Here is a 26790-nt window from a genome sequence, read left to right on the forward strand (position 1 = left end):
ATGCGTGATGCCTCGCCCCAAGCGCCACACGCCCACCCACGCAGACGGCCGTCCCCTCAAGATCACGTTCGGCGAGATGCGCCGCATGGGAGTGCGTGGCGTCTTGGTCTACTGCCATTGCGGCCATCACACTGCGTTAGAAGCGGACCGCTGGCCCGATGAAGTGAGGCTGTCTGATATCGAGCGGCAGTTCGTCTGTCAGGGTTGCGGTTGCCGCGGCGCCGATGTGCGGCCCGATTTCGAGCGGGGCGACCCACGGCTTGCGATAAAGGGGTATCGAAACGCGTAGCCGGCCAAAAAGCGGCCCCAGCTAACAGGCGGCTGCTGGGTCCGTGGGACGCTCCGGCACGCAGGGGGCTTTGAGCCGGAGCACGGCACCAATCTGACCGATTGCCGCGAGTTCCCGTGCCGGAGGAGAGCGCCAATGAGCCTCGAGAACCGACCCATCGCCAAACGCGCGTTCGAACGATGGGCCGTCCCGGGTGGATGTCGCGACACTTGGAGGATCGCGCCACAGACCGAAAATTCAATTCTCTCAGCTGGAGAGTCGTTCCTTTGCAGATTCTCTCCCGCGTGGCCTAGGAGCTGCCAACTGAGGCGGCCTTACTCCTCGGTCTCGCGCCACATCTGCTCGCCACATGGGCATCTGTAGATGCGCACGGTGCCGCCAGTTCGGGCGTTCAGGAACTTCTGTAGCAGTCTGGTGCTGGCCGCACAGCGGTCACACTTGATCTGATTATCTACTGACGGGAATGCATCTCGCGCCGACTGGAGGGACATGGCTCTTGCTCCAAACTTTAGGCGGGAGCGCGGTAACGTCTCTCTGTCACCGATGGGTACCAAAGGTTCGCGCGGTGATGGAATACCTGTACGCCTACAATCCGGTTCCGGCTACAGGAACTACCAAAAATAGGCAACTTTAATCACAACAAGCCGGCCCGGGAGCGCTGAAATTGAAATTGACCGGAGAACGTCCCGCTCAGATCACGCCCACAATTATCAAAACTCCGAGCTCAACCAGTAGGAGCGTACCCGTTGCTGCGGAGATGAAAAACAAGTCACCTAATGACAGGAACTGCATGATTCGCCTCCCAATTTGCCAAAGAAGCGGCCCCCTACATCCCTTGGACGGCGTTAGCAGGGGGCAGGATGATGGGGCCGCTTCCTGGAGGTCCTTGACGCGTGCGTCCGGCGCCAAGCATTCGCATTCTAATCCAAATTTAAATCTCGACCATCATTTAATTTATTTAAATACATTTATCATTTTTAATGGTTAATCGGGCGACACTTGAAGGATTTGCCGATCCCCTAGTGGAGCGAGCCTGGTATTGGCTTTTTTGGCGGCGAGCTGTCTATCTGCTCGGTCGCGCCATTCGAGCGGCGAGCTCGGGCCTTACCTATATCGGGCGGCTGCCGCATGGTGTTGGACACGACCGACCGGCAGGCGTCCCCGCCGGGTCGATCGCCGGACCGTCGCTGCTGAGCGTCCCCAACTTCGACGGTCACATTTGCCAAATGGGCGGTCATCTCGATCGCTTCCGCTCGGCAAATTCTCAAAAACTCATCGTATTCCGTCCGCTTCAACATGCTGCGTAAGCGACGCGCGAATTGTTTGCGGGTGATGCGCTCTATTTGAAGCGCGCGACGTAATGCCCGGTTGTCGACCTCAGTCATCAGCGCGCTCGGGCCAGCGCCATGCCGTGAACTCGACGTCCGCGCCATCGAGATCGTCGAACGCCGGATCTCGCGTCTCGCTGGTCGGCTGCGGCTTGGCTGGCTCGCGCTGGTGCTTGCGATCTTTCGGCGGGATGGTCATCACAGCATCCGCTTTTTCTTCGCGTCGGTGACTGCCGAAACGACGCGGCCGGGCAGCTCCGCCTTTAGCTGGCGCAACTGGCCTTCGACGCGCGCCAGCCCGTCCTTGTCAGCGCCGCGGGCATCAATGGCGATCGACACAGGCGCGCTCACGTTGCCGGCCTCGGTAGCAGCGCGCGCCATGTTGCCGACCATTCCGCCTTCAGCATAACCGCGCAGGCTGTCCAGATTGGCGACACCGATGCGACGCACCGTCACTGCGTCCATCACATATTCGCCTTTGTGGACGACGCCGGCCGGCTCGTATTTGCCACCGGGGCCGGTGTAACCGCCATTGGCGAAATTGATTCCAGCCTTTGGGATCGCGTAACTTCCTGCGGATACAGCTTCGCTGAAGCTCGCGCCGCCGCCACCGCCGACCCCGAAAAGACCGCCGAGCATCCCCAAGAACCCACCGCCCGACGAGCCGCCGAACGCAGAAGCGAACAGTTTGTCGGCCGCCATCTGCATCAGCTTGTCACTGATCTTGCCAAGGGCATCGAGGCCGGCGGACTTGAACGCGTCCCACGCGCTCGCGCCGCTACGGATCTGCTGGCCGAATGTGGTGAAGAATCCGCGGTTGACGTTCATCCCCTCGACCATGAGGGAGTCGAGTTGCTTCCGGGCGTTGCCAGCATCGTTCAAGGCTTGCTGGAATTGAGGCAGCGCGGCGCCGGCAACCTTCGCCTGGTCGCTCAACTCCTCCATTTGCTTGGCTGAATAGTTCAAAGCGGCACTGAACTCGTTCACGTCCTTCGGATTGACCAGCCCGCGATCGACCCAGCTTTGAAACTGGTCCGCCATCGCCTTCGCGGCGTCCTTCGTCCGGAAAATGCCAATCTGCGCCATTGCTCAGTGCTCCCCATTGATCGACATGCGCGCACCGACACGATCCGCTGGCCATTGACACAAAATCTGCTGGTCGATTCCGTCCGCCCTGATGACGGTCAGTTCGGCGAAGCCACCCACCCGGGAGAAACCGTCCTCCGCTGGAATACGCCGTTGCAGTTCAAGCAACTTGCGCATGCCCCTGGCGATCGCATCGAGCGCGTCATCAGGATTCGGTTCAACAAACCCGGACACCGAAATCAGTTCGTCCGATGGCCAAGGACCGAAGAACGTTGGGCCGACGGGACAGACGAGATAGGGCGGCCAATCGCCCATGCTGTTGTGATCGCCAGGCGTCCGAATGAAAAAGATCATTGGGCGACCGTGGAAAAAGCCCGCCAGATTTAGTTCGAACGGCCGATCCAATTTGAATTGCTGGACGATCACGGGCAGATCGCGCGAAACGATGCTGACAAGCTCGTCGAAGCTCGAAGCGCGGCACGTTAGCTCGCGCGCTGCTGTGTCCAAGCCGAATGAGTTGCCGCGCCCCGTGATCACGCCTGGCCATTCGGGAATCGCGTGCACCTTGGACCGGAATTCGCCAACGAAACCATTATCGTCGTAGCTCGCCGCGTCCGTTGCGACAAAAATGCAATTGTGTTTTCTGGACGCGACAAGATTATTCGCGGTCATCACCGGATCGCCCTGGTGGCTATGTCGAACTTGATACCGATTTCGCCAGCAACGTCGAAGATCGACTCCAAACTCGGCGGCGACGGACCTTCTTTGACTTGGCGCAGCCGATCGAAAGCGCCTTCGCGAACCTTTTTCAGCTCCGCTTCATCGGCGCCGCTGCGGACGCCGTTCAACACCGCGGCTTCGAAGTCGAGGACGATCGTTTTCAGTTGGTCCGTCATGCGAAATCGCCGCCGACCAGAAATTCGATGTCTCCGAAGACGCCGTCGCCACCCGAACGCTTCGTGACCATCAACGATCCCGCCAAGTACTGAGACAAGAGCGCGGTTTTTCCAGATCGATTGATGACGTGGGGGCCAGGCACAAGCGTAATCGTGCCGGTGCTGTACGTCATAAACCCGATATTGAACCCGTCGTGCAAATCGTTCGGCACCGTAACCGTCACGTTGCTCGTATCGTCGCTGCGGAAGATTTTGCCCTCATCGTTCCGCGTGATGACCAGATTGCCGGTGAATGGCACAATGAAGCCACGTTGCTTCGCGTAGTCGTAGCTCACGGCTTGAACCTTTCGATTTGATCGTCTGACAGCGCGACCGCGCGGTCGTGCCAGTCGTTGACGATGATACGTGGGGCAAACTCGAAGTGTTGCAGTGCCCGAAGACCATCTTCGAGTCTGTTGCGCGAGGCGAAGTGCCAAGAACGGATGGTCTCGCCCTGCGCTACGTTCGCATTTGCCAAGGTGCGGTCGATCGCGGCCAGGCGCGCCCACGCTTCGCGGAATGCGCTGAGTGCTTCGACGTAGGCCGCGCCGGCCGCCTGGCGCTCGGCTTGGAGCTGTTGCCGGTTCATCGCTCGGTCTGTCCCAGCGCGCGCGCGAGATCGGCCGGCAGCGGCGTCTTGGCCGGCGCAGCCTGGCGCGGATCATTCGGCACGCCGGCGCCGATCCGGAAATCGACATCGGGCTGGGCGGCCTCGGTGACCTGTTTCGCCGCGGTTTCGGCAGTGAGTTTCTTGACCATGGGGTGTCCTTTCGTGGGTTGTGGGGTTAGGCGGCGATCGCGGTATCGCGGGCGATTTCCGCGACGATGCCGCTCGGGTTGGGGACTGCTTCGGCGATGAACGCGTCGAGTGCGTTTGCCGTCGGCAGATCGGCCAGTTCACGCGCGTCGGTGGACAGCGCCGCGGCGGCGTTCACCAGCAAGTTCACGGCCACGCGCTCCCGTTCCAACTCAGCGGACATTCCGGGGCGGACGACATCGATCACGCGTGCGCGAGCGGCATCCACGGTCTCGCGATCGGCGCCGATCAGTTCGGGCGCTTCGAGGATCGTCTGCAGGTACAATGCCGACATTGTCGGAATGAGCGCGCGCAATTCCTGCGGCGACTTCCCGGCGAGGCGATCACGCACCTGGCCGCGCAGGACGGCGCCGGCCGTGTCCGTCTTGTCGATCGCCGGAAGCTGGACAGCCGCGCGCTTTTCGTCGGTCCGAGCAGCGAGCCGCTGCACCAGCGCGTTGATCTTAACAAGGTCGGGCGCCTTCTGCTTCAGTTCGTCGCGACCCTTTTTCTGCTTGCCGGTCGGGGTCAGATCGCGATCGCCAATGTTCGCGGCGATCGCGGCGAGGATCGCCCGGTGCACGTTGGTGATGCGGGCTGCCGCGGCGCGGACGTGAATGTCGCCGATGTCGGCGGTTGAGTTGGTGAGGTGGTCGAAGTAGCGGTCGTTCATTGTGCTGGTGATCCTTGATTGTCTGTCGCCGTCACGCCGCCGCGCTTGCGCGCTGCGTATTGGTGGGCTGGAAGCTGGCGAGAAATGTGGGAACGTGCATTCCCCAACGGCCGGCGATCTTCTTCGCGCCAGGCACGCGGCCACTTTCGAGCGCATGGAAAGCGCCCTTCTCGGTGCGACCGATCACTCTGCCAATGGCAGCGGCGCCCCAAATGAGATCAGTTTCTGGATTGTCGATCTTCACGACCGCGAGACTCCATCGTGGGGCTCGCTACATCGGGCAATAAAAAAGGCCGAGGCGCGAGCACATGTTGTGCTGTTCGCTCTCGACCATCCCGGTCGTTCGGCTTCTTACTCGCGCTAGGGCATCCCGCCCGTCAGTCGCCATCCCGGCAACGCGAATTTCCGCCTAGAAACTACGTACTGCCAGAAACTACCACTTCATTAGTTAACAAATTCCTTAACCAAACTCGCCTTCGGCCGCGGCCAGTTCTTCGGCATGATCGGCTCGCGGAATCAGATGCGCGTACGTGTCGATCGTGATTTGAATGGAAGCATGCCCGATGCGTTCGGACAGCTCTTTCAGGTTCAAGCCAAGCCCGATCGGCGGCCGCGCAAGGCACCAACTGGCGAAGTAATGCCGTAGGCTGTGGGCGCCCGTGTACTTCGCCTTTACGACCGGCCTTCCCTCGTCATCACGTTGTGGCTTTCCGCTTCTGTCCAGCACCGGCACGGTGATGCCGGCCTTTTCCCAAGCTGGAATGAGGCCGCGCTCAATGATGTTCGAGTGCGTCTCGACCTTTCCAGATCCATTGGGAAATACGAGATGCTGTTGCCCGTCCGACTTCGGACATTGAAGCTTCCACGTCTTGAGCGCGGCGAGCGTCTTGGGCGGGATCGGGACCGTCCGCTGACTGTCGGCAGATTTGGGGTTGCCAATCGCATTGTATCGGTCGGCGCGCTGGCGAACGTGCAGTTCCTTCTTTTTGAAATCGACGTCTTGCCAGCGCAGCCCGCGCAGTTCGCTCGCGCGCAGGCCGCAACGGACTGCCGTGAGGAAGAAGGCACGCCACCGCTCGTTGCCGGTTTGCTGCAGCAACGCATCTATTTCACGCGGTTCGGGGATATCTCTACCGATAACCAGCTTGCGCTTTTGGCGTCGCTCGACCTTCCGCTTTCGGCGGCGATTCGCCGTCATCGAGCGGACGACGTTATGACCCACCTTCCCGCGCTCCAAAGCGTCGCTGAGCAGGCTGGAGAGCGACGTCGTGACCTTCTTGACCATCACCGCCGACCGCGCCTCCGCCTCTTTTTGGCCGGGCGCCGGAACGCCGTTTCGAAGCTTGTCTTGCCAATCCCGGACGGCGGCCACGGTCAGTGCCGGAAGCTTCAAGCCGCCCAAATAGGGGTTGATGTGGAACTTAAGATGCTGCCGATACTGATCCACCGTCGCGCGTTCGAGATCGCCGCAACCGTCAATCCAGAGGTCGCCGGCTTCCTCGACGGTGATGCTGCGGCTAGTGGGGGTATGAACTCCCTTCTTCACGTCAATCCGAACTTGAGCCTGGAAGTCCTCGGCATCCTTTTTGCGATCGAAAGTCTTTATGTGCCGGCGCCGCTTGCCTCGGTTATCCTTCTCAGCGGTTGAATACTGGACAACGTAGGCTGAGCGTTCTTCCCCGGCCTCGGTTTTCCACGTCCGTTTTCTGATCGACATGTTGCGCCCCTCGCGTCCCTGAGAACTGGCGGGAGTATACGGTAGGCGCAACAAAAGCGCAACATGAAGCGAAATTATATAGCAAAATCAGCGAGTGATAGCGGATTTCTACTCCGCGGGTTGCAGGTTCGAGTCCTGCCGGGATCGCCAAACTGTTTCTGCCACCAACGATTTCAATAAGTTATCGTCATTATTGCATAACTCATCGGGCTGGTTAGGCAATCGGATGTCGAATCCGCCTTCGAGCTTGGTCATAGCGGCAACTGCGAGCTTCTTGCGCGCGGCTTCGCGGCAGTATCGCTCTATCTCGCGGATATCGGTGTGACCGGTGATGGACATGATTTCCAGCGCGCTGCATCCAGCCTCAGCTAAGCGCCGACACGCGGCTTTGCGCATGCCGTGTGGTGAAGACTTTGGAGGCAGGCCAGCGTTGCTCGCCGCTTCGCTGATCCACGCGGAGAAGGCTTTCTCGCTGCGGGCGCGGCCGTACATAGTTGCGATGAAGGCCGGGCCATCCTTTGGGCAGTCGGCGATATAGCGCGCAAGATCGCTATGCACGGGGATGCACAACTCAACATGGCCTTGGCTCTTCTTTGTGCTAATGACAAAGCCGTCCTTGGTTAGGTGCTGCCAGCCAAGGCGCACGGCATCCGAGCGGCGCAGGCCAGTATGCAAGAGCACCTCGAAGGCAAGCCGTAGCGGCGTGCCAACCTCGTGGTGCTTTCGGAACTTGGTGATGTCCTCCTCGGTCCAGGTCCGATGGCCAGTTGTTTTGAGCTTCACTTTCTTGGCCACGACCACGGGATTATCCGAGCGTAGGCCAGCCGACACGGCATAGTCCATTAGACCTTTAAGCCGCTTCCGGAAATTACTCGCGGCGGATGGCGTATCGGCCATCTCGTCAATCAGCTTGTTGACGTGTTTTGGCTGAAGGCCAGCAATCGGCCCTGCCCCGTGCTTGTCCACAAACCGGTCCAAAACGCCGCGATAGGTCGCCTTTGTCGTTTCGGCCAGTACCTTGAATTCAGTCGAACCGTAATAGCCGTTAACGGCCGCCGCTATGCTGCCCGCCTTAATACGTCGCACGTCGGCGGTCGGCTCGTCGGTCATGGCCGCACGGTAGGCCGTCCAGAATTCGGCCGTGTAGAGAGGTGCAGGCAGAGCAATTTGCGCCCTGCCCGGTCGTCGCAGGTATACGCGGGCCTTGCCGTGCCGATCGATGTATTCGTTTACGTATTTTGGCTTTCGCTGCCGCATGCCTTGTCCCAATAACCGTCGTCATCATTTGCAACTGAAACACCATCGAACAGCTGATCGAGCTCCTGGCGGTCCCACAGTACAACGCCGAGCATCTGTTTCGGCGCCGGAATATTGCCCGCCTTGCGCTGGAGGTCGAAGTGGCTGGGACTGATCCCGAGATATCGAGCAGCGTCTGCACGGCGTAGGCCACGCGGCTGCACACGATTGTCGTTGGCGGGAGCGGGCAAGAGCGAGCCCCTTAATAAAAATGCTCTGCTTACCTCGCCGGCCGAGCCGACGCACAAGGAGACCGGTTGACTTGCCGCGTCGGGTCAATGGGTATCGACCATCCACTGGCGGCGAATCAACCGGCCTCATGGGATTATACCATAGCGGGATCGGGCTTGGCGGCAGCGGCCGGTGCGTGGGGGAAGATCATCCCTTCCGAGGCTTCGCAGCAATAACCGCTAAGGGCGAAGTCGCGACGGTCGACCTGATGCATGCGCTCGATCCACTGGGCGAGCCCGAAGGCGCGGCGCAACATTTGCCGCGCGAGGTCTTTGCGCTCCTCGTCGCTGCCCGTTCCGTCGTCGATTCCATGGAATATCTCGGCTGCATCTTTGTACAGAAAGACAGCCTGCGCGAGAGCCTCCTCAGCCGTCACTGGGCGCACCAGCGAGAGCATGTTGGCCACATCTTCTGCCGCATCGAACTCCCTGTAATCGGCGGAGTCGCCGTCGTTTTGCTTGTGCTCGAACGCGAGCGTCAGGTCGCGAAATAGCGCCAGCATTCCCATACCGGTCGAGACGGGTGTTGATAAACCGACACCAGCGCTAGCCTTAAGATTTAGATTAGTCATTTATAACCCCACTTCGTCCGGCTCATTTGACCGGCCCCGAAACTGTGGTACCAAAGATTCCATGAAAGGTCAAACCTTGGTACCAAAGAAAAAGCGCGGGCCACCAGCTACTGGGCAAGGCATACAGGTACAGGTTCGCCTGCAGCCCGACGATCTTGCTGCGGTTGACGAGTGGATGGCTCAGCAGGATGCCGCTCCAACGAGGCCAGAGGCCATCAGGACGCTGGTGCGGCAGGCGCTGAAGTCCAGGCCGAAAGGCTAATGGCCAAACGGTACACGATCCCACAGCGCGGCAAGATTTCCGCCGACGAGCCCATCACGGTTGATCTACTCGAACGTTGCCTCGACCGGCTTGGTATCGCCATGGAGCGAGCGCCGATGGGCGGCGAAGTCTATCTTCCGATCTTTGAGTGGCTTGAATCTGAACTAGCTGCCGCGAAAGCGAAAGAAGACATGCTAGAGCGGGCGCGTGTTCGAGCTGCGCGCTTTATGCAAGAGCACTCGATAAAGACATGACCACGGAAAACGAAAAACCGACCCATAAAGAGCGCGGCGCGATCCGCAACATGCCCCTCTATCCCAGTGAGGCGCAGATTGCGCGGGCTGTGCTGGGTGATCGCGCCACCGACTGGAGGCGCATTGCCAGAGTCCTAGAGGACAAGGAGGGGCTGCCAAAAATCAACGAGTTGATGGGCGGCAGATTCTGGCCTGCGGTGGTCGCGTTCTTCTACGGGTGGCAACACATTTCGCTCGATAATGCGCGGGTTGAGCCGACCAGCCGGGCCTAACTCTAGAATTCAGTTTGTGCCGCCTCCAGGTGGGGCGAGAAAAGTAGCAGTTGCCCTCCCCGCCGCGCGCGATCTAAAATTGCGGCGGGTCTGGGGGATTCCAATGGGACTATTCAAACGCAACGAGAATTGGGAGCGCACGTTCCGGCTCAGAAGCCACCACGGCGTCTCAAGGGGACTGCTTGCCGTCCTATTTTGGCTCTGGGGCTGTGTCGGACTGTTGTTCAATGCCGGCACGCTGTTCGGGCTCACCGGCAGTGTCGGCGTTGGAACGTCGGCCTATTTGACAGCAACCTGCCTGGTGTGGATCGGAGGCATGGTTTTGTTCGGTATAGGCGCCCTACTCGCGCAGACTGACTTTGACGGTGAGCGGCCGATAGCAGACGACTACGGCGACGTTCGCGTTACTAGATAAATCATGGCAAGCCGAACCTATCGAGTAATTGTCGGGCTGCCTCATCAGAGATCACACAATGCCAGACCCTAAAAATCAGCACTTATTGGACTATCTTGGCTATTATCTCTCGCTCACGCACTCGCCCCGCTATGCGGTCTTGATTTCGGGGCCGTGGGGTGTTGGAAAAACTTATCAGGTAAAACGGTTTCTCCAACACCATCGGCCCGAACCCAAAAAACTCCTCTACGTAAGTCTTTATGGCCTGTCGACTCTCGATGAAATTAGGGACGCGCTGTTTCAAGCCGCCTATCCTCTACTCACAGGAAAACCAGCCAAGCTTTTTGGAAGCCTGCTTACTGCAGGCCTGAAGTACGTGAAGGTGGATACCGGCAGCATTAGCGTGGGCGACGTCATCGGTTTCAGCGCCGACGTTTACGTTTTCGATGACCTTGAACGATACGAAGGGAATAAAAGCACCGCATTAGGTTACATCAATCAATTCGTCGAGCACGAGGGCGCCAAAGTAATAATCATTGCCAATGATAAAGAAATTAAGGCCGGCGAGGACTACGAGCGCCGCAAAGAGAAGTTGATCGGGAAGGTTCTGGAAGTCCAATCATCTTTCGATGAGGCCTTCTCAGCGTTCGTCGCCTTGGTTGATGACAAGTTCACCCAAGAGTTCTTCAAAAAAAATGCGGAGGAAATTTCCTCTCTTTATAAGCAGTCGAAAAAGGACAATCTGCGCATCCTTCAGCAAACCATGTGGGACTTTGAGCGGGTATGCAAGGCCGTAACGGATGAGCACCGAGGGCATCCCGATGCAATGTTGACACTGTTGCGCCTGTTCTTCGTGCTTTCGTTCGAATTCAAATCCAATCAGATTAATGCCGAAGATCTCGAAAAGGGGCGCGGGCTAGCAGCTATGGTTCAAGCCCACGTCGAAAAGGATAAAGAACCCTCGCCCATGAGGCGAGTTGCCGATCGATATCAGAATGTCGATATCGATGACTCTATTCTGTCCAGTTCGGTTCTTGTGAACTGCTTGGTCCGCGGCATTGTCGACCCCAATGAAATTCAGGCCTCCCTCAATGCGAGCAGCTTCTTTGTAAAGGTCGCCGACGAAGCTCCCTGGCGCACGGTCTGGCATTGGACAGAACGCACCGAGAGCGAGGTACTGGCTGCCGTGGCCAAGATGAGCGAGCAGTTCGAGCAGCGGGCATTCACAATCGAAGGCGAAATACTTCACGTGCTCGGTCTTCAGCTGTTTCTTTCTGACATCGGAGTGATCAAGTCTTCAAAGCGGCAGGTTGTCGAGGACGGAAAGCAATACATCGACGATCTATATAAGACCAAGAAACTCGAAGCGACGCAGCGCGATGACTATGCGCTCCGCTTTGACGGCTATGGCGGGTTGGGCATACAAAGTTCTGACACTTTGGAATACCGAGAACTTTTCCAGCATCTCCGAGAAAGCAGCGCGAAAGCCCTCCGCGATACATACCCAGAGAAGGCGTCTGAACTGCTTGAGGTCATGAAAACTGACGTCCAGTTGTTCTATCGTCGACTGTGCATAACCAATAGCGACGACAATATCTATTACAACACCCCTCTTCTTACGTCCCTAGATCCGGACAAGTTCGTCCTTACGATGCTAGATCTTCCAATCGCGGACGAGCATGTTGTGTTCATGATGTTCAAATCTCGGTATGACCACAGTCAATTAGATAATGATTTGTCGACTGAGAAGCCGTGGGCAGAAGCTGTAAAGAGGAAGCTTCTCGATGCCTGCGAAACGAGCGGCCCTATCACCGGTAAGCGGATCAAGATGCGTGTAGCTTATTACATGAAGGCTATTCCCGACGTCGCCGCCGTTTCGGGAAAATGACGTGCAGAAGCAGTTATCGATTGATCAACGCTTGGATCGCCTTGGCCAGCATGTTGTGCGCGCGAGGCTATTCCTGGATCTATGGAGCTATTTTGAGCTCGATGAGACACGGCAGCACATCATCGAGACGATGAGCGACTACAATGAGTTTTTCAGGTTCACCCCGCACGCATATCTTCTCACTTACTGCATCTACATCGCAGGAGCCTTCGAAAAGAGGAGCGACACGATAAATTTTGGAGCTTTGATCCGCGATATGAGGGGCGCTGGTCATCTGCAGGGATCGCAAGAAGCGGAGGTCGCGGCACTCATGCTGACGGCCAAATCTGCAGCCGGGAAAGTGGCCATTCTACGTAACAACGCATTCGCCCATCGAACCAGCGCGGTTTCCTACAATGATGTTTTCGATCTAGCAAAGGTGTCTCCCGCCGAGCTGCGCGAGTTGACCGATGTAGCCCTGAAACTGATCAACGCGATGGCCGCGATCCGAGGAATCACCAAACAGTATTTCACCGAGTTACCCACCAGAGACGCGATCAGCATGATGGCGGCACTAGCCAACAGAACTAGAAATTAGCAATCACTCAGGGAGTCGAGCGACGCGACTTAGCGCCTCCGACGCCGGACAGTTCACGGTTCTGACGCGCCAACACTACCAACCCTGTGCCGCGCGATCTCAGCACCGCACGCGTCAACCACGATTACAACCGTGCCCGCACCACGGTCACATTCGGGATCGCTGGCGATGTCCCGAGCAACACGGGCGCCGTATTGGACCGCCAGTTCAGCAGTGCCAAATAGCTCCCCCTCATCGTCCGCCTGTAAATGTCCGTTGTGGATGATCGGGAAGTAATAGCGTCGCATAGCCGCGGCCCTCGTCCTAGGTCCGATAGCGCCCGCGATAGAGCCGTTCGCGTTCACGGCGCCGCTGAAACCAAACAAACTGCCAATACCAAATCCACCAGACCCGCCAAACGCCGACGCCCACAACTGGTCAGCCGCCATCTGGGCCAGTTTGTCGGCAATCTTACCTAGCGCATTCAGGCCAGCCGTCTTAAGCGCATCCATCGCAGATGCGCCGTTGCGGATTTGCTGGCCGAATTCGACTAAGAACCCGCTGTTTACTTGCTGCCCAAGATCGGCAAGTTGCTTAATGGTTGCGTTGAAACGGAGCGCTGAGGCCTCGCTAGACGCCATTGCTGCAGGAATGTTGTCGCCGAAAATATCCTTGAGCTGATTGGCAATAGCCAAGTCTTGAGGAGTAAAAAATGCCGTTTGCCGACCGCGAGATATGTCGCTTTCGACCTTGGCCTTGGCTAGAGCTTCAGCGGCAAGTCCTGCATCCTGCGCAAGATCTTGAATTCGATTGCGGACCTGGTCGGTAATGGGGATGCCTGCTTTTTGTGCCGCCGCAAGCAATTCAGTCTCAGCGCGCAGTTCAGCCTGTGCCGCCGAGCCCTTCCCCATGGCCTCGGCATCCGCCTCTGCCCTGGCCGTGTGCTTTATGATGGATTCGGTCGCACGATCGTAAGCGTTCGCGCCACCATCACCACCGCGCGTCGGTAGTTTTGCAGCATTAGGATCATCTTTGTTGGCAGCGGCGGGGCGTGCGGAAGGTGTGGGTACGCCGTTGGGAAATTCAACCTTGGACTGCTGCTCGGCTGCGGCCTGCAGCATTTGAGCGGCAAGTTGAGCCTTGGCGCGGATAAGCTCCAGGCCAGCGATGATTTCAGGATCGCCCTTGCCTGACGCCTGCATCCGCTCAATAACGCGCGTAAGCTGATCTACGTCCTGCGTTGCGCCCTGCGTGTCCTTGCGCACGATATCGAGTGCGTCAGCGTAGGCGCTGAACTTCTCCTGTCCGCTGCCGGTCTGGATATTCTGCGCCGCCAGCGTCTTCGTTAGAAGATCCTGAGCCTTTGCAATCAGGTCATCAAGCCAGCCAGCAATGTCGGCAGCAGTTGATTTGAACTGTGCAGCCAACTGCGCTGAGGACTGCTTCCACGCTCGATCGAACGCGGCAGCCTTGGCAACGGTCGCGCCGTCGATGACCGCACCAGCCGCCTCTGCCCCCTGCGCAATATCCTCAAACGACTTACTGCCGTTGCGAAGCGCCTCAACCCAGCTTTCGGAAAGGCCGAGCATCTGCGCGGCCTTCGTTTTTTCCGGCATTGAGCCGAACTTGTTAATCAGATCGCCGGCTATCACCAAAAGCTGGTTTAGGCTGATAACCTGCCCGTTGCGGTCCTTGTACTTGATGTTGTTGGCATCAAGCAGTTTCGTCAGAGAATTTTCGTTTTCCTTGGCATCTGCCAGTAACGAAGCGACCTTGCGCAGATCGTCAACCGACTCCTTGGACGATACGCCACCCTGCCCCGCCGCGAATTGGATCTGCTGAAACCGCTCCGCAGTTAAGCCAGTAAACTCTGCGTTCTTCTGCAAGTCGGCCAGTTCGCTATTGACCTTGGTGAGCGCGGCCAGAAGCCCCCCAACAAGCCCCGTAACACCAGCTGCTGCAACGCCGAGCGACGCAAACCCTCCGGCAGTTGGGTTAAGGCTAGCGAACGATCTTTCGATGCGATCAATTGCTGCATCGGCCATATCGCCGGCTTGGTTCAGGTCGCTTTGGAATTGATCCAACTTCGCGCCGAGTTGGACGACTAAATCGTTTGCCATTGGTATCCTGTCGGTGAGTACGCGCATGCTCGCGCGGGGTTGCGCACTACGAGCGCAATTCTGTGCCGTCCCTCGGACGGATATTGACCACTGGAATATTGACGATCAGGAGCGCATATAGCGTAGATGGCCAAATTTACCGCGATGCTTGAAGTGAGGCTGATCGCTCTTCTCCCGCGAAAGTGGGAGTGGCAGGTTTGGGAAGACGACGCCTTGCTGATGAGCGGCCATGAGACTTCGCGGGAAACGGCTCAGATAGAAGGGAATAGCGCCCTGTTTTACCTACTTCGTACGCCGAAGTGACAATTCGAAGCGCCCTAACCGAATTAGGTCGACTCCCTGCCGAATAGGGTGTCTAGTCGCTTCATCACCGCTCGGCGCACGGCTTCTATCGGTGACTGAGAGTATTGTGCTCCCGCCCAATCGAGCAGGGAGCATTGTGATGCGACATCATTTCAAGCCATCATCTACATCATTTGAATACCGTCTAGATCGAGAGGCGACCAGCTTGCGCAAGCAGGCTGAAGGAATGCCCACCAGCGTTCGGCGCGACGAGCTACTGCGGAAGGCGCGGCAGATCGATGTTGCCATTGAAATCAACGCGTGGGTGACCTCTCCAGGTCTGCAAGCGCCAACGTAATTTCCAGGCTCAAGCCACCGGATTGAAACCGCTAGCAGGCGCTGACATGCGATCGATTAGAAGATCTTTCGGCTCCTACAATCACAAACTGGAAAGCGTGCTGCTTGTTGCGTTGCTGATTGTGACGACTGCTCTGTTCATAGTCTGAACTGCCCGGCTCCTATGCCGTTCCGGTCATGTTGTTATTCTTCGATAAGGTGCGCATTTCTTTCTAAAGCGTTTTCACAGTGGCTTTTGTGTCGGGGTGCTCATGCTTATTTCTCGCGCGACCCTTCTCGCCCAACGTCTTAGCGAACTCTGTTCTGAACTTTCGGAATTGGAGAGCCTTCGGCTTCAGATCAAAGAAGCCGAGAGACGCGTCCGCAGTTCTCCCGTATCCCGGCCGGCTCAGTGCAATTTGGTCAGCGCGCGTGCCGCGCCTCTGCTCCGACGATAGCGAGCGCCTTGATGCATAGAGGCTGTGCCGCGGCAGCGTTTACCCATCACTGACATGGAAAACGCCGCGAATCCTCTGGACGGGATGCTTCAAAGCCCTGAGCGAGTGGAAGAGATTCCCAGTTGGCGGCGCTGGTGCTACGCTCCCTGCCCATGGATTGGCACAGGGCTTATTTCTTAGCGTCGTTAGTGTGGCTGGCCATGGTCGCCGCCGCGCTTCTTTATTACTTGCTTTTCGCCGCTTGATCGCGCGAGGCAAGGCCCGCGCGTGCGGTTCCAGAATTAACTCGGGCCGCGCCCATCAAGCTTAACGACGGAATGACCGCGCGAGCACCGATTGCAGTCGCTAGGCTGCAAACATGGCGAAACGCAACCGTCAAAAAGGCAAGCCGACATGGGCACCATTCGATCCGGAGATCGCGGCTCGATGGGCAGAAATCCTTCGCTTGCGAGAGCAGATTAAGAAGGCGACTGCTAGGCGCAAAAAGAAGATCAGACGGCCGCACTGACCGTCCCTGAGGGAGCGACCGATCGAGAATAGATCAGACTCGTCTCGCGGTTTATGCTATCGAAGCCAATGAGAGCAATTGTAGTCACGGGTTTGGTCCTGATCTGGGCCACGTCGGCCGCAGCCCAAACAACCGCGCGACAACAGGTCCAGCACGAGGTGATCTCACCGCCGGCTGCTGCACGAATGACAATGAGCTTCTCGTTTCTTAGATCAGAGCGCTGCATTAGCCTCTTCGACAATCCAGAACTCCGGCTTAAAGATGTTCCGCAAGGAGCGGCTTCAATCCTTGTGCTCTTTTCCCAGGCCGATCGAGAATATGGCGGCCAGGAAGTTCCCCTGCCTAAGAACGGCATCCTTCCAGCTGGCGCTCTTCGCACGTTCGCGCCTTGCAATCCCGGCGTCTACCAGTATGAGGTGACGGTCAAGTCGGTCGCTGGCGAAATACTAGCAAAGGCGCGGCAATCACGTTCATTCCCAGACGATCAGGAGTGGAAAGCGCCTCGTTAGCTAGCGCATCCGTCTTGCTCGGATCGACCAAGTGGCCGTTGGCGCCGTACCGGTAAAGACGGATTGCGCATTGAGGTAGAACGGCGTGGTGGCGTTGGTCATGCGTCGGCGCGACGGCTTCATCGACGGAAAGATGTTGTTGATGTCCATCTGCCAATGCGCACATGGTGAGTGCTCGTCTCTGCTTTGATGCAATCATTTGATCTCATCCGGCCACCGCTTCAGAACCCGAATCCGGATTCCGTTAGCATCGATTTGCGTATGCTGCGCGAAGCCGCCAACAAGTCCGCCGACCGTCACGCTGCCGAACGTGCCTTCGGCGGCTCGGTTAAATCTTGCGGCATGCTGCTTCTCTAGCAACCGCAGTCCATCATCAGGAAAATGCATTCCCGATGAACCATCTACGCTAGGCCTGATGTACCGCTCGACTGCGGCTCCTTTGAAAAAGCCGTGGTCAAAATGGCATTCCGTGACGAAGATCGATGGACCGACATTTTCGGACCAACCCGCCAGGACGACGTCGCACCGGCCGGTCATGTTAAGGCCGACTGCCTTCGCCCGAGTGGAGCACGCCTTAACCAGATCCGGCATTGCATCTGCAAGCGAACGAAAATCGGCGAAGTGATTTTCCATCAGAAGTCCCGAAAGCAGATGCGGCACCGTCGACATTCCGGTGACCGCAAAAATTGCGTTGTGCTCCGGAATCGTGTGGACTTTGGTTCCCACGCCGCAAAGTTTAGCAGACATCGGGTCGTGCCAGGCGCCATCGGAAAAGACGTGAATCGAGTCTGAAGACTTGAAAGCCGAAATCGCAGTCATCTGTCCACGCCCTCGTCATCATCAGACCCTTCGTCAATCACCACGATTTCAGCTTCGTCGATGAAGGTGCTAGTGATGCTGAAAGTCGCGAGAGCTGCGGTCGCGATAGCCGTAAAAATTGGCATTGAGATCTCCGTTCTGGGATTTTGTGGTCGGCTGCATGATTAACCAATGCAACCTCTGATACCCCATCTTTTCAATTGCAGATGCGCGTGAATTGGGAGGGCGCCGGTCTGTAAAACGCCCAGCTTGGAAGGATTGGAAACACCCCTCCCCAGCCCATCGCTAAAGGATGCCGCGTCGCCGCTGCGCTGCTTCGATGCGGCGGCGGGCTGCCTGACTGTTGGTCCGTGCCCGGCTAAGCTGCGCTGAGGTGTCCTTGCCGTACGCTCCCCAAAGAACCAAGCTGATCTCGTAAAGCTTGGCCTCTGTAATCAACCGTCTCGGAATGTCGCCGCTATCATCCCACTCCTCAACAACCGGCGTAAAAGAGACGCTGACCTCGGTCACCGTGCCGTTGCCCACAGTAGCTAAAGCCTCTTGCCCTAACGGCGCCTCGGGATTCGGCTCCAACGAGTAGTAAAGGCCGATATTGTTCGAGCGAAGTTTTAGGGTGCCGTTACTGATGCGCCCCAGTGGCCTGCTTTGATCGTGCGCCCAGAGCGCGGCGACATCGGGGTTTTGCGCGAGGTGCTTATCGAAGGCGCCTTTCGCGAAGCGCTCCTCGAAGAGCCCCGCGATGATCGCGGGCCTATTCCACGCAATGGCAAATCCTGAGATAGTTTCAGCCATTGCGTCGCATCGCTCGCAATCTCTTCTCGCGCTTTTCCTGCATCAGCTTGCGCGCGATCACGGCCGGCGAGTCGGAGCATTCTGAGTGCCGGCTTTCCCCAGGGAGCTTGACGCTGCGGCGGACTGGCTTTCGGTCAGCCACGTCGGACGTGCGTTCAGAACCTTTAGACATTGTGACCGGCCTCCTTCACTTCCTTCAAAAAGTAAAAAACCCGACCCTGCCCGCGGTCGCCCATGAAGTGCGCGCGAACGGGACGCAGATAACCGACGCGCACATCCTCGCGCTCGATATCATCAAGCAACACGTCATGGTCCTCCCGGGCCGCCTCCAATGCACGCGCGGCATCGCACAGCGTCCGTAAGCGGCGCTGGTACTCTGGCAGCACAGTGCTGCAGACAATCTTGCTGGCTTTGTCTCGCGCCTCATCGGTACGTCGGCGCAACACTTCCCTGGCATCCTCGATGTTACCCATCTCGGCGACGACATCGCGCAGTCGCTTCGAAAGCTCAGTGACGCTGCCCTCGGCCTCTTCACCCAAAAGCCTCGCTACACCAGCACTGAGACGTTCACCGCCAGCCGCTTTTGCAGCTTTGATCTGGTCAAGTAGATTCGATCGCTCAGCGTTGAGTTTCGAGTAGCTCTGCTCCAACTCCTGCCGCTTTGCGATCAGGCTTTGGTATTCCGTCGAGCTTTCCGCGAGGCTCGGCACGCGGAATTCCTCGGCAGGTTTCTTCTTTAGGAGAGCCATCAGGCAGCAACCTTTCCAAAAACTTGATCCAAAATGTCCGCAATCACGCGCACCGGCACCGTCGTCGCGGTGCGATGTCCTGAACGCTGCCAATGGCCGGCGTTAGATCCGGCAACTACAAAATGCCGAATCCAGATATTAGGGTAGCGATTTACGACGATCTCCGGCCAGCTGCGCACGAATTCGATCGTCGAGAGTCGCGCGTCCGTATCGCCAGCACGGGCCGTCTCGACCAACAGATCGATTGCATCGAAGGCGGTTCGTGGAATAGAATCTGGGGTACCCTCGCGGAAGACAAGGCCGAAGGGAACTAGGCCTGCGTACACATCCAGATCGTGGTCAGCGAGGCGCAGCTTCGAAGTAACTGCGATGGCTACGATCAACCGGAGCGTATCGGTCTCGTCCAGATCGGGTGAACGCGCAGGGCCGCCCGCCGGAATCACGCCAGCATCTCTTAGGCGCGTTGCGACCACCTTTGAACGCCTCGGATCAAAGCCGAGCGCATCGATAGCCGACAATACGTCGGCAAGCTTTGCCATAGTGTTTCCTTCTCAATAGAAAGAGTCTCGTTTGTGGTGAAATAAAAAGCCGCCCAGCGGCTTCACGGCACTACGCCGGAAAAGAGGTGCGCCGGGATCGAACCGGCGCGAGTGGTGCACGTCACGTCCGGCTACAAACTGCAGCCTTCACTTGCTTTCGTTCCGAACCGACCCGGAGGCAGCATTCTCGCTGAAATAATTTACGCAGCCCGTTTCTGCGCCTCAGCCAGCACCGCCAAGGCTCGGTCCTGCGCTCGTATCGCACGCTGCTCAGCCGCCTTGCTGGTACCCCAACCGCGTTTTGCGGCGATCTGGCGGGCCGACATACCGTCAAGGGCCTCGTTTAATACGGCAGCGTGCTCACCGAGCTGGAGGGCGACAGTGGGTGCGTCCAAAGCGGCTGCTATCGTATTTTCAGCGGCGTCAGGCGCACCGACAAAGCTGCCGGGCGTGGCGAGCTTGTTTCCCTTCGTCTTGCCGGCAAGGAACGCCGCCCCGCGGGCAACAACTGTCGGGCCGCGCTCTGCAGGTGCCAAGCCCACAGCGGTGCGAGCCTCGGTAAAGGTAGCACGCGCTCCAACGCCGAGGCGGTCTAACTCCAGCCTACGATCATTGTACAGACCGGCAATAAGCTCGCACATCCGGGCGTGACGCATGCGCCAAGTATCGGCGCCGCCGCTACCCCGCTCAACGTAGCTGGACCGTTCCGGAAAGCCGCCTGAACCGCGCAGGGAGAGGTGCTGGGCGCTCTGGGCGGCCAGATCCGATTGGGACACACGTCTGCGCCCTTTCGATTGCCGGTAGCCCTCGCGGGCGGGAAACCACTGTTCATTGCCCTGTTCGTCTGGGATGGGATCGCCCTTAGCGTCATGTGCCCGATAGGCCGTGATTCTGCCGCGGCTATCGAACCTCAGGCCGATACCGTGCACGTCCTGCCCCATGCAGGCTCGCTCGATCTCGCCTTCGGTAGGGCGAATCTCGTAGGTGGTATCGACAGCAAATCCGCTGGCGACGTCGTCGTTGTCCGCATGCTGCGATATCTGATCTGGGCCGGAGAAGCGGACCAGGTTGCCAATATCTCCGTATCGGCCTGCGCGACGTAGGCGCGTTAGGATCGGTGCCGTATGGTGGCAGTTGTCGTTTGCTGGTTTCACGTTGAGTGCACCCGGGAAGGGTTTCGTTTTTGCCGCTTTCCGCGGTCTTGGCGTGGCCGGTTGCCGGCTGCACACAGGGGAACAATAATTTGAAAACTTGCGGGATGACGCGTGCGATTGGGCGGCCGGTAAGCGGGGCGGATCGCGGCAGGGATTGCGGTGGCCCCCTGCCCTTGCCATCGCTTTCTTGGGTGGAATTCCAACCGGTCTACCAACCGGGTTGGGATTCCATCCCAACGGTGGGGGTATAAGGGGGTTGGAACACACACACCGTTGGTAGCCGTTGGTAGGGCGTTGGTAGACCGTTGGAAGCCTAACCAGGCGCCATCCGTTTCTGCCGAATCTCGTCCTCGACAACGACCAATCGCTCACGCAACTTTGACGGCGGTCCTTCCTTGACGACCGCGATCTTCTTTTCAGTGAACAATCTTGCCATCGCTTCCTCCAGCGCTTTCTTGCTTGTCCCCTCGCGTTCCGGCATGGCCGCCATCACTGTCGGCGCGTACGCGGTGCTCCTGGAAGATGACACTCGTCTGCCGCTTCCATTGATCGAGGAAAGCATCCTCAGGAACACTTCGTCTGCATGATTGGCTAACAAGGCAGCGTGGGCTGTCGGCTTGTCGTCGTCGAGAATGAAAGCACCTTCGTGCCAACGTAACTTGGTCTCGGCGCCTTTCTTGCCGTAGTTCGCTTTCATATTCTTCAGCAGACGCAGATCCTCATCGGTCTTATCTGCGGTGAAATACAGCCTTGATCGAACCGAGTTGTTCCAGGCTGTTGATCCCGATAGCCCGGTACCAGACTGCATGCCTTGCACCGAGGGGTGCGAAAGCAGAAGCACGGCTAGATCACAGTCCATCGCAAAGCGCCGCAGCATCGAGACAAAAAAGCGAACCTGCTTGCGGTTGATTTCGTCACCGCCGAACACGTCAGCCGCCGTATCGAGGATCAAGAGCTTTGGTCTGAATTCCGTCAGCAGATCGGTAATCCGTTGGGCCAGGCCTGTAAGCTCAAGCTCACGGCTTCGGCGTTTTTCGGAGACCAGTTCAGCATCCTTACCGGCCATCGGGATGACGCGCATTCGCCCCTTCAGGTCTGCGAACGTGCGCCTCATAGCTGTGAGGATGTCATGGCCGCGTCGTTTCAGCTCGCCCTCATCGTCCTCCGCAGCAAGGTAGACGACGCGGCCCTCTGCCGGCCTAAATCCCAGCGTTTCTACACCGAGCACGCCAGCCAGGCCGATTTGGTAGGCCAGCAAGCTCTTGCCGGTGCCGCCGTCACCGGAAAGCAGCGTCACCTGACGGTTTGGGATCAGACCCTCAAGATACCATTGCCGCTCCGGGATTGGCTGCCCTTCCCAGTCTGAGGGGTCGATGATTTTTATTTCGTCGGCGTGGTTGTCGTTGGCTGGAGTCGGTCGGGACGACGCCTCGACGATCTCACGGGCGGCAATGGCCTGCTGCACCCAACTCATGATTTTCGGGTCAATATATTCTAGGGCGGGGCCGTCGGCAGTCATGCCGATTGGCGGCAGCGTAGCTGGGTCTGGCAAAACGAATGGAGTAGCCGTGAACGAGTCGCCGCCCCGGCTTGCGTCTTTAGACGTCGGTGCTGGCATCGGCCGGAAGCTCCATGAGGGCCGCAAGGGCCATATCGGAAATTGCGCGGTTGAATTGTTCACCAAACGCGGCGGTACGCTCGCTGAAGGCGTTGGGCGCGACGGTCCAACAATGGCCGTTGCCGCGCTGGCGAAGGCCCAAATTGTACAGCCGTAGGTGGTCGTTCAGCTCGAGGTCGAAACGCGCAAGCGTTGTCGAGCCTTGAGGGCTTGGTCTGATGTCTAGGATTTTCAACTGAGTCCCCCTATTGGGGTTGCCCTATTGGGCGGTGCACTCGGCTGGGCCGATCGTGCTTTGGCAAGTAGCGCGCCCCTGGCGGCCCGGCACTAAAGCGGGCCGTCCAAAAAGCTGTGGGAGATAGGAAGGCGCGCGGCGGCGGTAAAGGGGCGGCCGGATGAGGCATTGTTCAAGCAGAAACAAAAACGCCGCCTGCTTAAATGACCCGCAGGCGGCGGCTTTCCAGCCCCGAGGGGGATTATGCAAAACCCCGGTAACGATCTGTCTTTCTGTTCTTAAGACAGGTTCAGGGCTGGCGATCAGAATTAGCGGCCCTACGTTCCTGAGGGCTTCACGGGCGTCCTAACCGGCGCAATCTTATTGCACCGCGAGCAGGCGAACACGTGCAGGACCACATTCTCGACCGCTCTGAGAGCCGACCTGGACCAGGCCATTTCGATCTTGCAAGTGTCGCAAATCGGCGCGGCCAATTGCTCTATCGATTGCCTGAATATTTCCATTTGAGCCTCTTCGCCCAGCAGGATCATTTTACCCTGAGGAGCAGACCAAGCAACGTTGGGACAGGATAGCAGCACTGCGCTCCATCTTTGTTCGCTTCGGCAACCTAAAAGCGATTTATGTGGTTGTGCGGTTGTGTCGCGGTCGACTAGACCGCCCCGCCCGCCCGGACGGGGGTTAGGCAATGGCCAAAAATCTCTATGCGATTCAATCGTACCGAAATTGCCTAACCTTGGCCCTAACTGATTGATTTACCGATAGTAGCGGCGTTCATCTTCCAACCTCGGCCTGATGCGCCCGCCACCACGACGCAATCGCCGCGGCCAGATCATTCCAGAGCTCCGTCGGAAGATCGGGAATAGCCACCCGGACGCTATACTGTTCCCTAGTGGCATCGTGAAACCACTCGGTCGCGGCGAAGTCGAAACCGAAGCTGCCGGCGTGACGGATGGGAAAACCCTCGGCGCGGAGTTCGTTGCTCATGTCTTCGGCGGCCTGTCGCGCGCTCGCCTCGTCCAGCGGATGCCTGCTCCGAAGCGTAACGTAGAGGCCGTGGGTGAAATGGAGCTCGGCCGAGAGCGCCGGGAGCCTTGCGGCAAAATATCGGGCCGTGCTTCGTCCGTTGCGCAAGATCGCCGCAACGCGCCTTTTCGTCAGAGCCCAGTAGGTTGCACTGCCCGCAAAGGGCGGGAAGTGTGCCGGCAACGCCGCGCCGCCGAGCAGCCGCACCGCGTTACGCGTTGCGGCGGCGAGCCCTTTGCAGTCAAGGCGCCCTGCCCGCCGCTCGTGCTCCTTGTCATAGACGAAAACCGCCGAGCCGAGCCGGCCATATTCCGCTCCGAGCGAATCGAGCTTGTTGTGGCTTCGCACCAGCACCAGCGGAATTCCGTATCGCCGGGCCCATCGCAGGACGCGTCTGATCCGCCCGGATCTGCCGGCGAAACAGGTCGTGTCGAAGACGAGGAGATCGAGCCCCGAGCCGTCACTGCGGAGCGCCGCCTCGAAAGCGCCGGCAAAGGAGCAGGAATCGAGCAACAGGATTTGCGGAGAATTCCCCCGGGCAAACCCATCGCCCAGCGCGGGCTTCAAGCCGACGAGTTGCAGGTGCGGGACAAAGCTTCGGATCAGCTCCAGCGTTTCGCCGTAGGTGCTCGGGAGCACCAGGATGTCGGCCTTGTCGATGATCTGTGCGGAAGCGAGGAGCACAGCGGAGATCGCGGCCATGCCTGACGCGGTATAGATCGTCTCGATCGTGCAGCCGCACGCGAGCTCATAGAACGAAGGACCGCGTACCCTGAGATCGGCCCGCTGGTAGTCATAACTGAACTGGAACGGCCCGCTGGCGGGATCGGCCGTGTGCGACCAGGCCGTCTCCGTCGCCTTCCACTCATGCAGCTCATGCTCCGCTCTCAGCGCCGCAGTGATCTGGAATTTGGACCTGACGACCTCGTCGACGGATCGCGGACGTGCCAAATCGAGCCGGTTTCTCAGACAATCATTCAATAGCCTGAGTTCCTGATGCTTTCGTTCCAGATAGGCCTCAAGCGTCTCCATGCGGATCTTGGACATGTGCCATCCGCAATTCAACGTCTGCGCCCTGCGTTGGGTCCAGTATCTGCCCGCGCGGCCTGCAACGAAGGCCGCTCTTCGCAGTTAAAGACTGTGCAAGGAGGACCATATGGCTGATATCAGAGAGCACATGAAAATCATCGGCAAGGACGGCGCCCATGTCGGCACCGTCGACCGCGTCGAGGGCAACCGCATCAAGCTGACCCGGAAGGACAGTCCCGAAGGTCACAAGGACCACCATCACTACATCGACACGAAATATGTCGGCGCCGTCGAAGGCGATGTCGTCAAGCTGTCGGTGAACGCCGACGCCGTGCCGAAAACGGAAGCGGCATAACACAGCAAGCCCCTTTGGGGGCTTTTTCTTTGTTCACGGACCCGTTTCGGGGTTCGCCGATTCGTGTCAAGCGCAACATCGCTACGCAGCAAACTTTGCAAATCTATCGCACTTCAAGAAAGCGTGCGCAGGCCTGTCCAGCGGACAGCAGAGCCCTACCTATCCGGCATGCAAAAGAGCTGTCGAAGGTTATCGTGATGCCGCCATCCGATTGGACAAGAATCGCCATCACGTCCGGGGTTGCCGCCAGCGCCATGGCATTTTTGGCGATCGACGCTGCCGTAGACGTGAGCCCGGGCGGAATTGCGAAGCGCCTCGAAGTTGTGCAAGCTTCTCTGACGGATGTCGCGGTTGGTCACCATCAACTGGCCTTCGCCGTTCGGGCCTGGGCGCGTGGAGGCGACCAGACGCACCCGGCGGCGTATCGATCATGCATCCAGCGTCACGAGCAGAGGCCGCAGCCGGTAGGCATCAATCGCGGCGTTTGACAGTAGCAGTCTGCGCCGCTCGCCGCGCAGCATCATGCGGTCGATCCTGTTCAGGATGAAGCGGGCTGAATCCTTGGGTTCACCGGTTAGCAGACCGGATTGGTCGAGATATCTCCAGGCGATCTCGAAGGACTGTGCACGCAATTCGGGGTCGGTCATGGCCGGCCAACGCTGCTGCGGATCGAATGTTCCGAGATCTGAGCCGAGGTGGACCGCGCAAGCCGGTCGCCCTGGGCAAAGGCGCGATAAATTTCTGCGCGTCATGGAACGAGTTCACCACCGGCACGTTGCATGCGACGAAACAGGTGGTGCCGACCTACCAGCCCCGGTCGGCTTTGAAGAACCCCGTGCTTGTCCCCCCGAGCACGGGGTTTTTCTTGCCACGAAAGGGCTGTCGGCGGGAATGCGGCTAATCCGTCCGCTCCTCACGCCGGTCGCGGGCGAGCTGATGCCAAGCCAGGGCCAGCTGGATCAGGCGCTGCCGATCAGCGCCTTCGGACGCAGCGGCCCGCTTCATCGCGGCCTCGGCCTCGTGCTGTGGATCGTACTTGCTGCACATGATGCCGACCGTATAACCGGCCGATCTGGACAAGCGCATGGCAATTTCGTCCGTATCATTGCGGGGCAGCGCCGGCGTCCGGCGGAATTGTCACGGGAGACTCCGGAGCGATCGCTTCGATGTATGCAGGCATCGTGACGCCAGGGCCGAGATTCATTCAGACTGGTGTGTCATTCAGACTGGTCTGTGAATTGCCTCACAGGCTGCGGACGGCATCTCCGATAAACACTACTTGGCGCTCTCTAGGCGCGAGCGCTTGCAGGAGCGCAGAGGACAGGATGGTCCGGTCATGACACACAAAGCAGCAGCCGAGGTGGTCGTCCCGACCCAACGACAAGGGTCCGCCCTGCTCGGGATCGCCTATCTCGGCACCATCACCATCGTAATGCTGGCATGGATCGGCGGCCTGGTCTGGGCCGCGATGGCGTTTTTCAACTGGCTGGTATCTTGAAGCGCAAAGGCGATTTGGTCTGCCCGCTGGGGAGCCGCCGCCGATGGTGCGCTAGAACAGCTAATGCAGTACCTGCGAGAGCTTGATCCCCCCGCAAACGATCATGTCCCACCACGCCATGCTGATCTGGATGGAATCCAGCATGAGCTACACCCCGCGAATCATCCCGACGTTTTCTTTCGAGACTTGCGTGAGTGTCAGCGAGCGCAGTGCTGGAT

General features: G+C 58.6%; 35 protein-coding genes. 9 read left to right on the top strand and 26 right to left on the bottom strand.

Annotated features, from left to right (window positions below; translation table 11 throughout):
* Positions 1-7 precede the first annotated feature (7 nt).
* Positions 8-289 carry a hypothetical protein gene (locus tag IVA96_RS24205; protein ID WP_247419600.1) on the top strand — a complete coding sequence of 94 codons (282 nt, stop codon included), beginning with the start codon at positions 8-10 and terminating at the stop codon, positions 287-289.
* A 1019-nt stretch (positions 290-1308) separates the two neighbouring features.
* Here IVA96_RS24205 and IVA96_RS24210 read toward each other — a convergent pair.
* From IVA96_RS24210 to IVA96_RS24275, 14 genes are all read right to left on the bottom strand, one after another.
* A complete protein-coding gene (locus IVA96_RS24210) occupies positions 1309-1674 on the bottom strand; it encodes a hypothetical protein (RefSeq protein WP_247419603.1) in 366 nt (121 codons plus the stop codon).
* Positions 1667-1816, bottom strand: a complete 150-nt coding sequence (locus IVA96_RS24215; protein WP_247419605.1) for a hypothetical protein — start codon at positions 1814-1816, stop codon at positions 1667-1669. The genes IVA96_RS24210 and IVA96_RS24215 overlap by 8 nt, the downstream gene beginning before the upstream one ends.
* Positions 1816-2703 (bottom strand): hypothetical protein, encoded by an 888-nt coding sequence (locus IVA96_RS24220; protein WP_247419609.1) that lies wholly within the window; start codon positions 2701-2703, stop codon positions 1816-1818. Before IVA96_RS24220 ends, IVA96_RS24215 begins: the two co-directional genes overlap by 1 nt.
* Before the next feature lie 3 nt (positions 2704-2706).
* Positions 2707-3375, bottom strand: a complete 669-nt coding sequence (locus tag IVA96_RS24225) for a hypothetical protein (protein WP_247419612.1) — start codon at positions 3373-3375, stop codon at positions 2707-2709.
* Positions 3375-3599, bottom strand: a complete 225-nt coding sequence (locus tag IVA96_RS24230) for a hypothetical protein (protein ID WP_247419615.1) — start codon at positions 3597-3599, stop codon at positions 3375-3377. The genes IVA96_RS24225 and IVA96_RS24230 overlap by 1 nt, the downstream gene beginning before the upstream one ends.
* Complete coding sequence (locus IVA96_RS24235) at positions 3596-3934, bottom strand: hypothetical protein (protein WP_247419619.1); 339 nt, start codon at positions 3932-3934, stop codon at positions 3596-3598. The genes IVA96_RS24230 and IVA96_RS24235 overlap by 4 nt, the downstream gene beginning before the upstream one ends.
* The gene (locus tag IVA96_RS24240) at positions 3931-4227 is read right to left on the bottom strand and encodes a hypothetical protein (protein WP_247419620.1); all 297 of its coding nucleotides are present in this window, start codon (positions 4225-4227) and stop codon (positions 3931-3933) included. The genes IVA96_RS24235 and IVA96_RS24240 overlap by 4 nt, the downstream gene beginning before the upstream one ends.
* Entirely contained in the window at positions 4224-4397 is a 174-nt protein-coding gene (locus IVA96_RS24245; RefSeq protein ID WP_247419622.1) for a hypothetical protein, read from the bottom strand. Before IVA96_RS24245 ends, IVA96_RS24240 begins: the two co-directional genes overlap by 4 nt.
* Before the next feature lie 26 nt (positions 4398-4423).
* Positions 4424-5107: a hypothetical protein gene (locus tag IVA96_RS24250; RefSeq protein WP_247419624.1), complete on the bottom strand. Its 684-nt coding sequence runs from the start codon at positions 5105-5107 to the stop codon at positions 4424-4426.
* Between the two features lie 31 nt (positions 5108-5138).
* A complete protein-coding gene (locus tag IVA96_RS24255) occupies positions 5139-5351 on the bottom strand; it encodes a hypothetical protein (RefSeq protein WP_247419626.1) in 213 nt (70 codons plus the stop codon).
* Between the two features lie 216 nt (positions 5352-5567).
* A complete protein-coding gene (locus IVA96_RS24260; protein WP_247419627.1) occupies positions 5568-6824 on the bottom strand; it encodes a site-specific integrase in 1257 nt (418 codons plus the stop codon).
* 108 nt (positions 6825-6932) lie between these two features.
* Positions 6933-8081 (bottom strand): tyrosine-type recombinase/integrase, encoded by a 1149-nt coding sequence (locus IVA96_RS24265; protein WP_247419629.1) that lies wholly within the window; start codon positions 8079-8081, stop codon positions 6933-6935.
* Complete coding sequence (locus IVA96_RS24270; protein ID WP_247419631.1) at positions 8054-8311, bottom strand: XRE family transcriptional regulator; 258 nt, start codon at positions 8309-8311, stop codon at positions 8054-8056. Before IVA96_RS24270 ends, IVA96_RS24265 begins: the two co-directional genes overlap by 28 nt.
* Before the next feature lie 134 nt (positions 8312-8445).
* Positions 8446-8853, bottom strand: coding sequence for a hypothetical protein (locus tag IVA96_RS24275; protein ID WP_247419633.1), 408 nt, complete (start codon positions 8851-8853; stop codon positions 8446-8448).
* A 330-nt stretch (positions 8854-9183) separates the two neighbouring features.
* Here IVA96_RS24275 and IVA96_RS24280 point away from each other — a divergent pair, with 330 nt between their 5' ends.
* The 4 genes from IVA96_RS24280 to IVA96_RS24295 all read left to right on the top strand — a co-directional run bounded on the left by IVA96_RS24280 (position 9184) and on the right by IVA96_RS24295 (position 12569).
* Complete coding sequence (locus IVA96_RS24280; RefSeq protein ID WP_247419636.1) at positions 9184-9438, top strand: hypothetical protein; 255 nt, start codon at positions 9184-9186, stop codon at positions 9436-9438.
* A complete protein-coding gene (locus IVA96_RS24285; RefSeq protein ID WP_247419639.1) occupies positions 9435-9710 on the top strand; it encodes a hypothetical protein in 276 nt (91 codons plus the stop codon). The genes IVA96_RS24280 and IVA96_RS24285 overlap by 4 nt, the downstream gene beginning before the upstream one ends.
* Positions 9711-10183: 473 nt before the next feature.
* Complete coding sequence (locus tag IVA96_RS24290; RefSeq protein ID WP_247419643.1) at positions 10184-11992, top strand: KAP family NTPase; 1809 nt, start codon at positions 10184-10186, stop codon at positions 11990-11992.
* Between the two features lies 1 nt (position 11993).
* The gene (locus tag IVA96_RS24295; RefSeq protein WP_247419646.1) at positions 11994-12569 is read left to right on the top strand and encodes a hypothetical protein; all 576 of its coding nucleotides are present in this window, start codon (positions 11994-11996) and stop codon (positions 12567-12569) included.
* A 53-nt stretch (positions 12570-12622) separates the two neighbouring features.
* On the opposite strand, the gene IVA96_RS24300 is transcribed toward IVA96_RS24295, so the two are convergent.
* Complete coding sequence (locus tag IVA96_RS24300) at positions 12623-14668, bottom strand: hypothetical protein (RefSeq protein WP_247419648.1); 2046 nt, start codon at positions 14666-14668, stop codon at positions 12623-12625.
* Between the two features lie 126 nt (positions 14669-14794).
* On the opposite strand from IVA96_RS24300, the gene IVA96_RS24305 reads away from it, so the two are divergent.
* Positions 14795-14971: a hypothetical protein gene (locus IVA96_RS24305; protein ID WP_247419651.1), complete on the top strand. Its 177-nt coding sequence runs from the start codon at positions 14795-14797 to the stop codon at positions 14969-14971.
* Positions 14972-15110: 139 nt separating this feature from the next.
* A complete protein-coding gene (locus IVA96_RS24310; protein ID WP_247277145.1) occupies positions 15111-15308 on the top strand; it encodes a hypothetical protein in 198 nt (65 codons plus the stop codon).
* A gap of 1367 nt (positions 15309-16675) precedes the next feature.
* On the opposite strand, the gene IVA96_RS24315 is transcribed toward IVA96_RS24310, so the two are convergent.
* The 9 genes from IVA96_RS24315 to IVA96_RS24350 all read right to left on the bottom strand — a co-directional run bounded on the left by IVA96_RS24315 (position 16676) and on the right by IVA96_RS24350 (position 24722).
* The gene (locus IVA96_RS24315; RefSeq protein ID WP_247419653.1) at positions 16676-16960 is read right to left on the bottom strand and encodes a hypothetical protein; all 285 of its coding nucleotides are present in this window, start codon (positions 16958-16960) and stop codon (positions 16676-16678) included.
* The gene (locus IVA96_RS24320) at positions 16957-17580 is read right to left on the bottom strand and encodes a hypothetical protein (protein WP_247419656.1); all 624 of its coding nucleotides are present in this window, start codon (positions 17578-17580) and stop codon (positions 16957-16959) included. Before IVA96_RS24320 ends, IVA96_RS24315 begins: the two co-directional genes overlap by 4 nt.
* A complete protein-coding gene (locus tag IVA96_RS35650; protein ID WP_256465492.1) occupies positions 17577-17705 on the bottom strand; it encodes a hypothetical protein in 129 nt (42 codons plus the stop codon). The genes IVA96_RS24320 and IVA96_RS35650 overlap by 4 nt, the downstream gene beginning before the upstream one ends.
* A 160-nt stretch (positions 17706-17865) precedes the next feature.
* Positions 17866-18372 (bottom strand): HK97 family phage prohead protease, encoded by a 507-nt coding sequence (locus IVA96_RS24325; protein WP_247419659.1) that lies wholly within the window; start codon positions 18370-18372, stop codon positions 17866-17868.
* A 164-nt stretch (positions 18373-18536) separates the two neighbouring features.
* Positions 18537-19121 carry a hypothetical protein gene (locus IVA96_RS24330; protein WP_247419663.1) on the bottom strand — a complete coding sequence of 195 codons (585 nt, stop codon included), beginning with the start codon at positions 19119-19121 and terminating at the stop codon, positions 18537-18539.
* Positions 19121-19660: a hypothetical protein gene (locus tag IVA96_RS24335; protein ID WP_247419666.1), complete on the bottom strand. Its 540-nt coding sequence runs from the start codon at positions 19658-19660 to the stop codon at positions 19121-19123. The genes IVA96_RS24330 and IVA96_RS24335 overlap by 1 nt, the downstream gene beginning before the upstream one ends.
* A gap of 200 nt (positions 19661-19860) precedes the next feature.
* Positions 19861-20814, bottom strand: a complete 954-nt coding sequence (locus IVA96_RS24340) for a hypothetical protein (protein WP_247419667.1) — start codon at positions 20812-20814, stop codon at positions 19861-19863.
* Between the two features lie 313 nt (positions 20815-21127).
* Positions 21128-22432, bottom strand: coding sequence for an AAA family ATPase (locus tag IVA96_RS24345; RefSeq protein ID WP_247419670.1), 1305 nt, complete (start codon positions 22430-22432; stop codon positions 21128-21130).
* Between the two features lie 1006 nt (positions 22433-23438).
* Positions 23439-24722 carry a hypothetical protein gene (locus IVA96_RS24350; protein WP_247281127.1) on the bottom strand — a complete coding sequence of 428 codons (1284 nt, stop codon included), beginning with the start codon at positions 24720-24722 and terminating at the stop codon, positions 23439-23441.
* 124 nt (positions 24723-24846) lie between these two features.
* On the opposite strand from IVA96_RS24350, the gene IVA96_RS24355 reads away from it, so the two are divergent.
* Positions 24847-25074, top strand: coding sequence for a DUF2171 domain-containing protein (locus IVA96_RS24355; protein WP_027574503.1), 228 nt, complete (start codon positions 24847-24849; stop codon positions 25072-25074).
* 428 nt (positions 25075-25502) lie between these two features.
* Here the strand turns inward: IVA96_RS24355 and IVA96_RS24360 are convergent, their stop codons facing one another.
* Together IVA96_RS24360 and IVA96_RS24365 are read right to left on the bottom strand one after the other, a co-directional pair.
* Positions 25503-25721 (bottom strand): hypothetical protein, encoded by a 219-nt coding sequence (locus IVA96_RS24360; protein ID WP_247281050.1) that lies wholly within the window; start codon positions 25719-25721, stop codon positions 25503-25505.
* Between the two features lie 250 nt (positions 25722-25971).
* Positions 25972-26160 (bottom strand): hypothetical protein, encoded by a 189-nt coding sequence (locus IVA96_RS24365; protein WP_247281049.1) that lies wholly within the window; start codon positions 26158-26160, stop codon positions 25972-25974.
* 250 nt (positions 26161-26410) lie between these two features.
* On the opposite strand from IVA96_RS24365, the gene IVA96_RS24370 reads away from it, so the two are divergent.
* Positions 26411-26572: a hypothetical protein gene (locus tag IVA96_RS24370; protein ID WP_247281048.1), complete on the top strand. Its 162-nt coding sequence runs from the start codon at positions 26411-26413 to the stop codon at positions 26570-26572.
* The last annotated feature ends 218 nt before the right edge of the window (positions 26573-26790 follow it).

Origin of the sequence: Bradyrhizobium sp. 159 (assembly GCF_023073795.1) — a bacterium.
Taxonomy (GTDB): domain Bacteria; phylum Pseudomonadota; class Alphaproteobacteria; order Rhizobiales; family Xanthobacteraceae; genus Bradyrhizobium.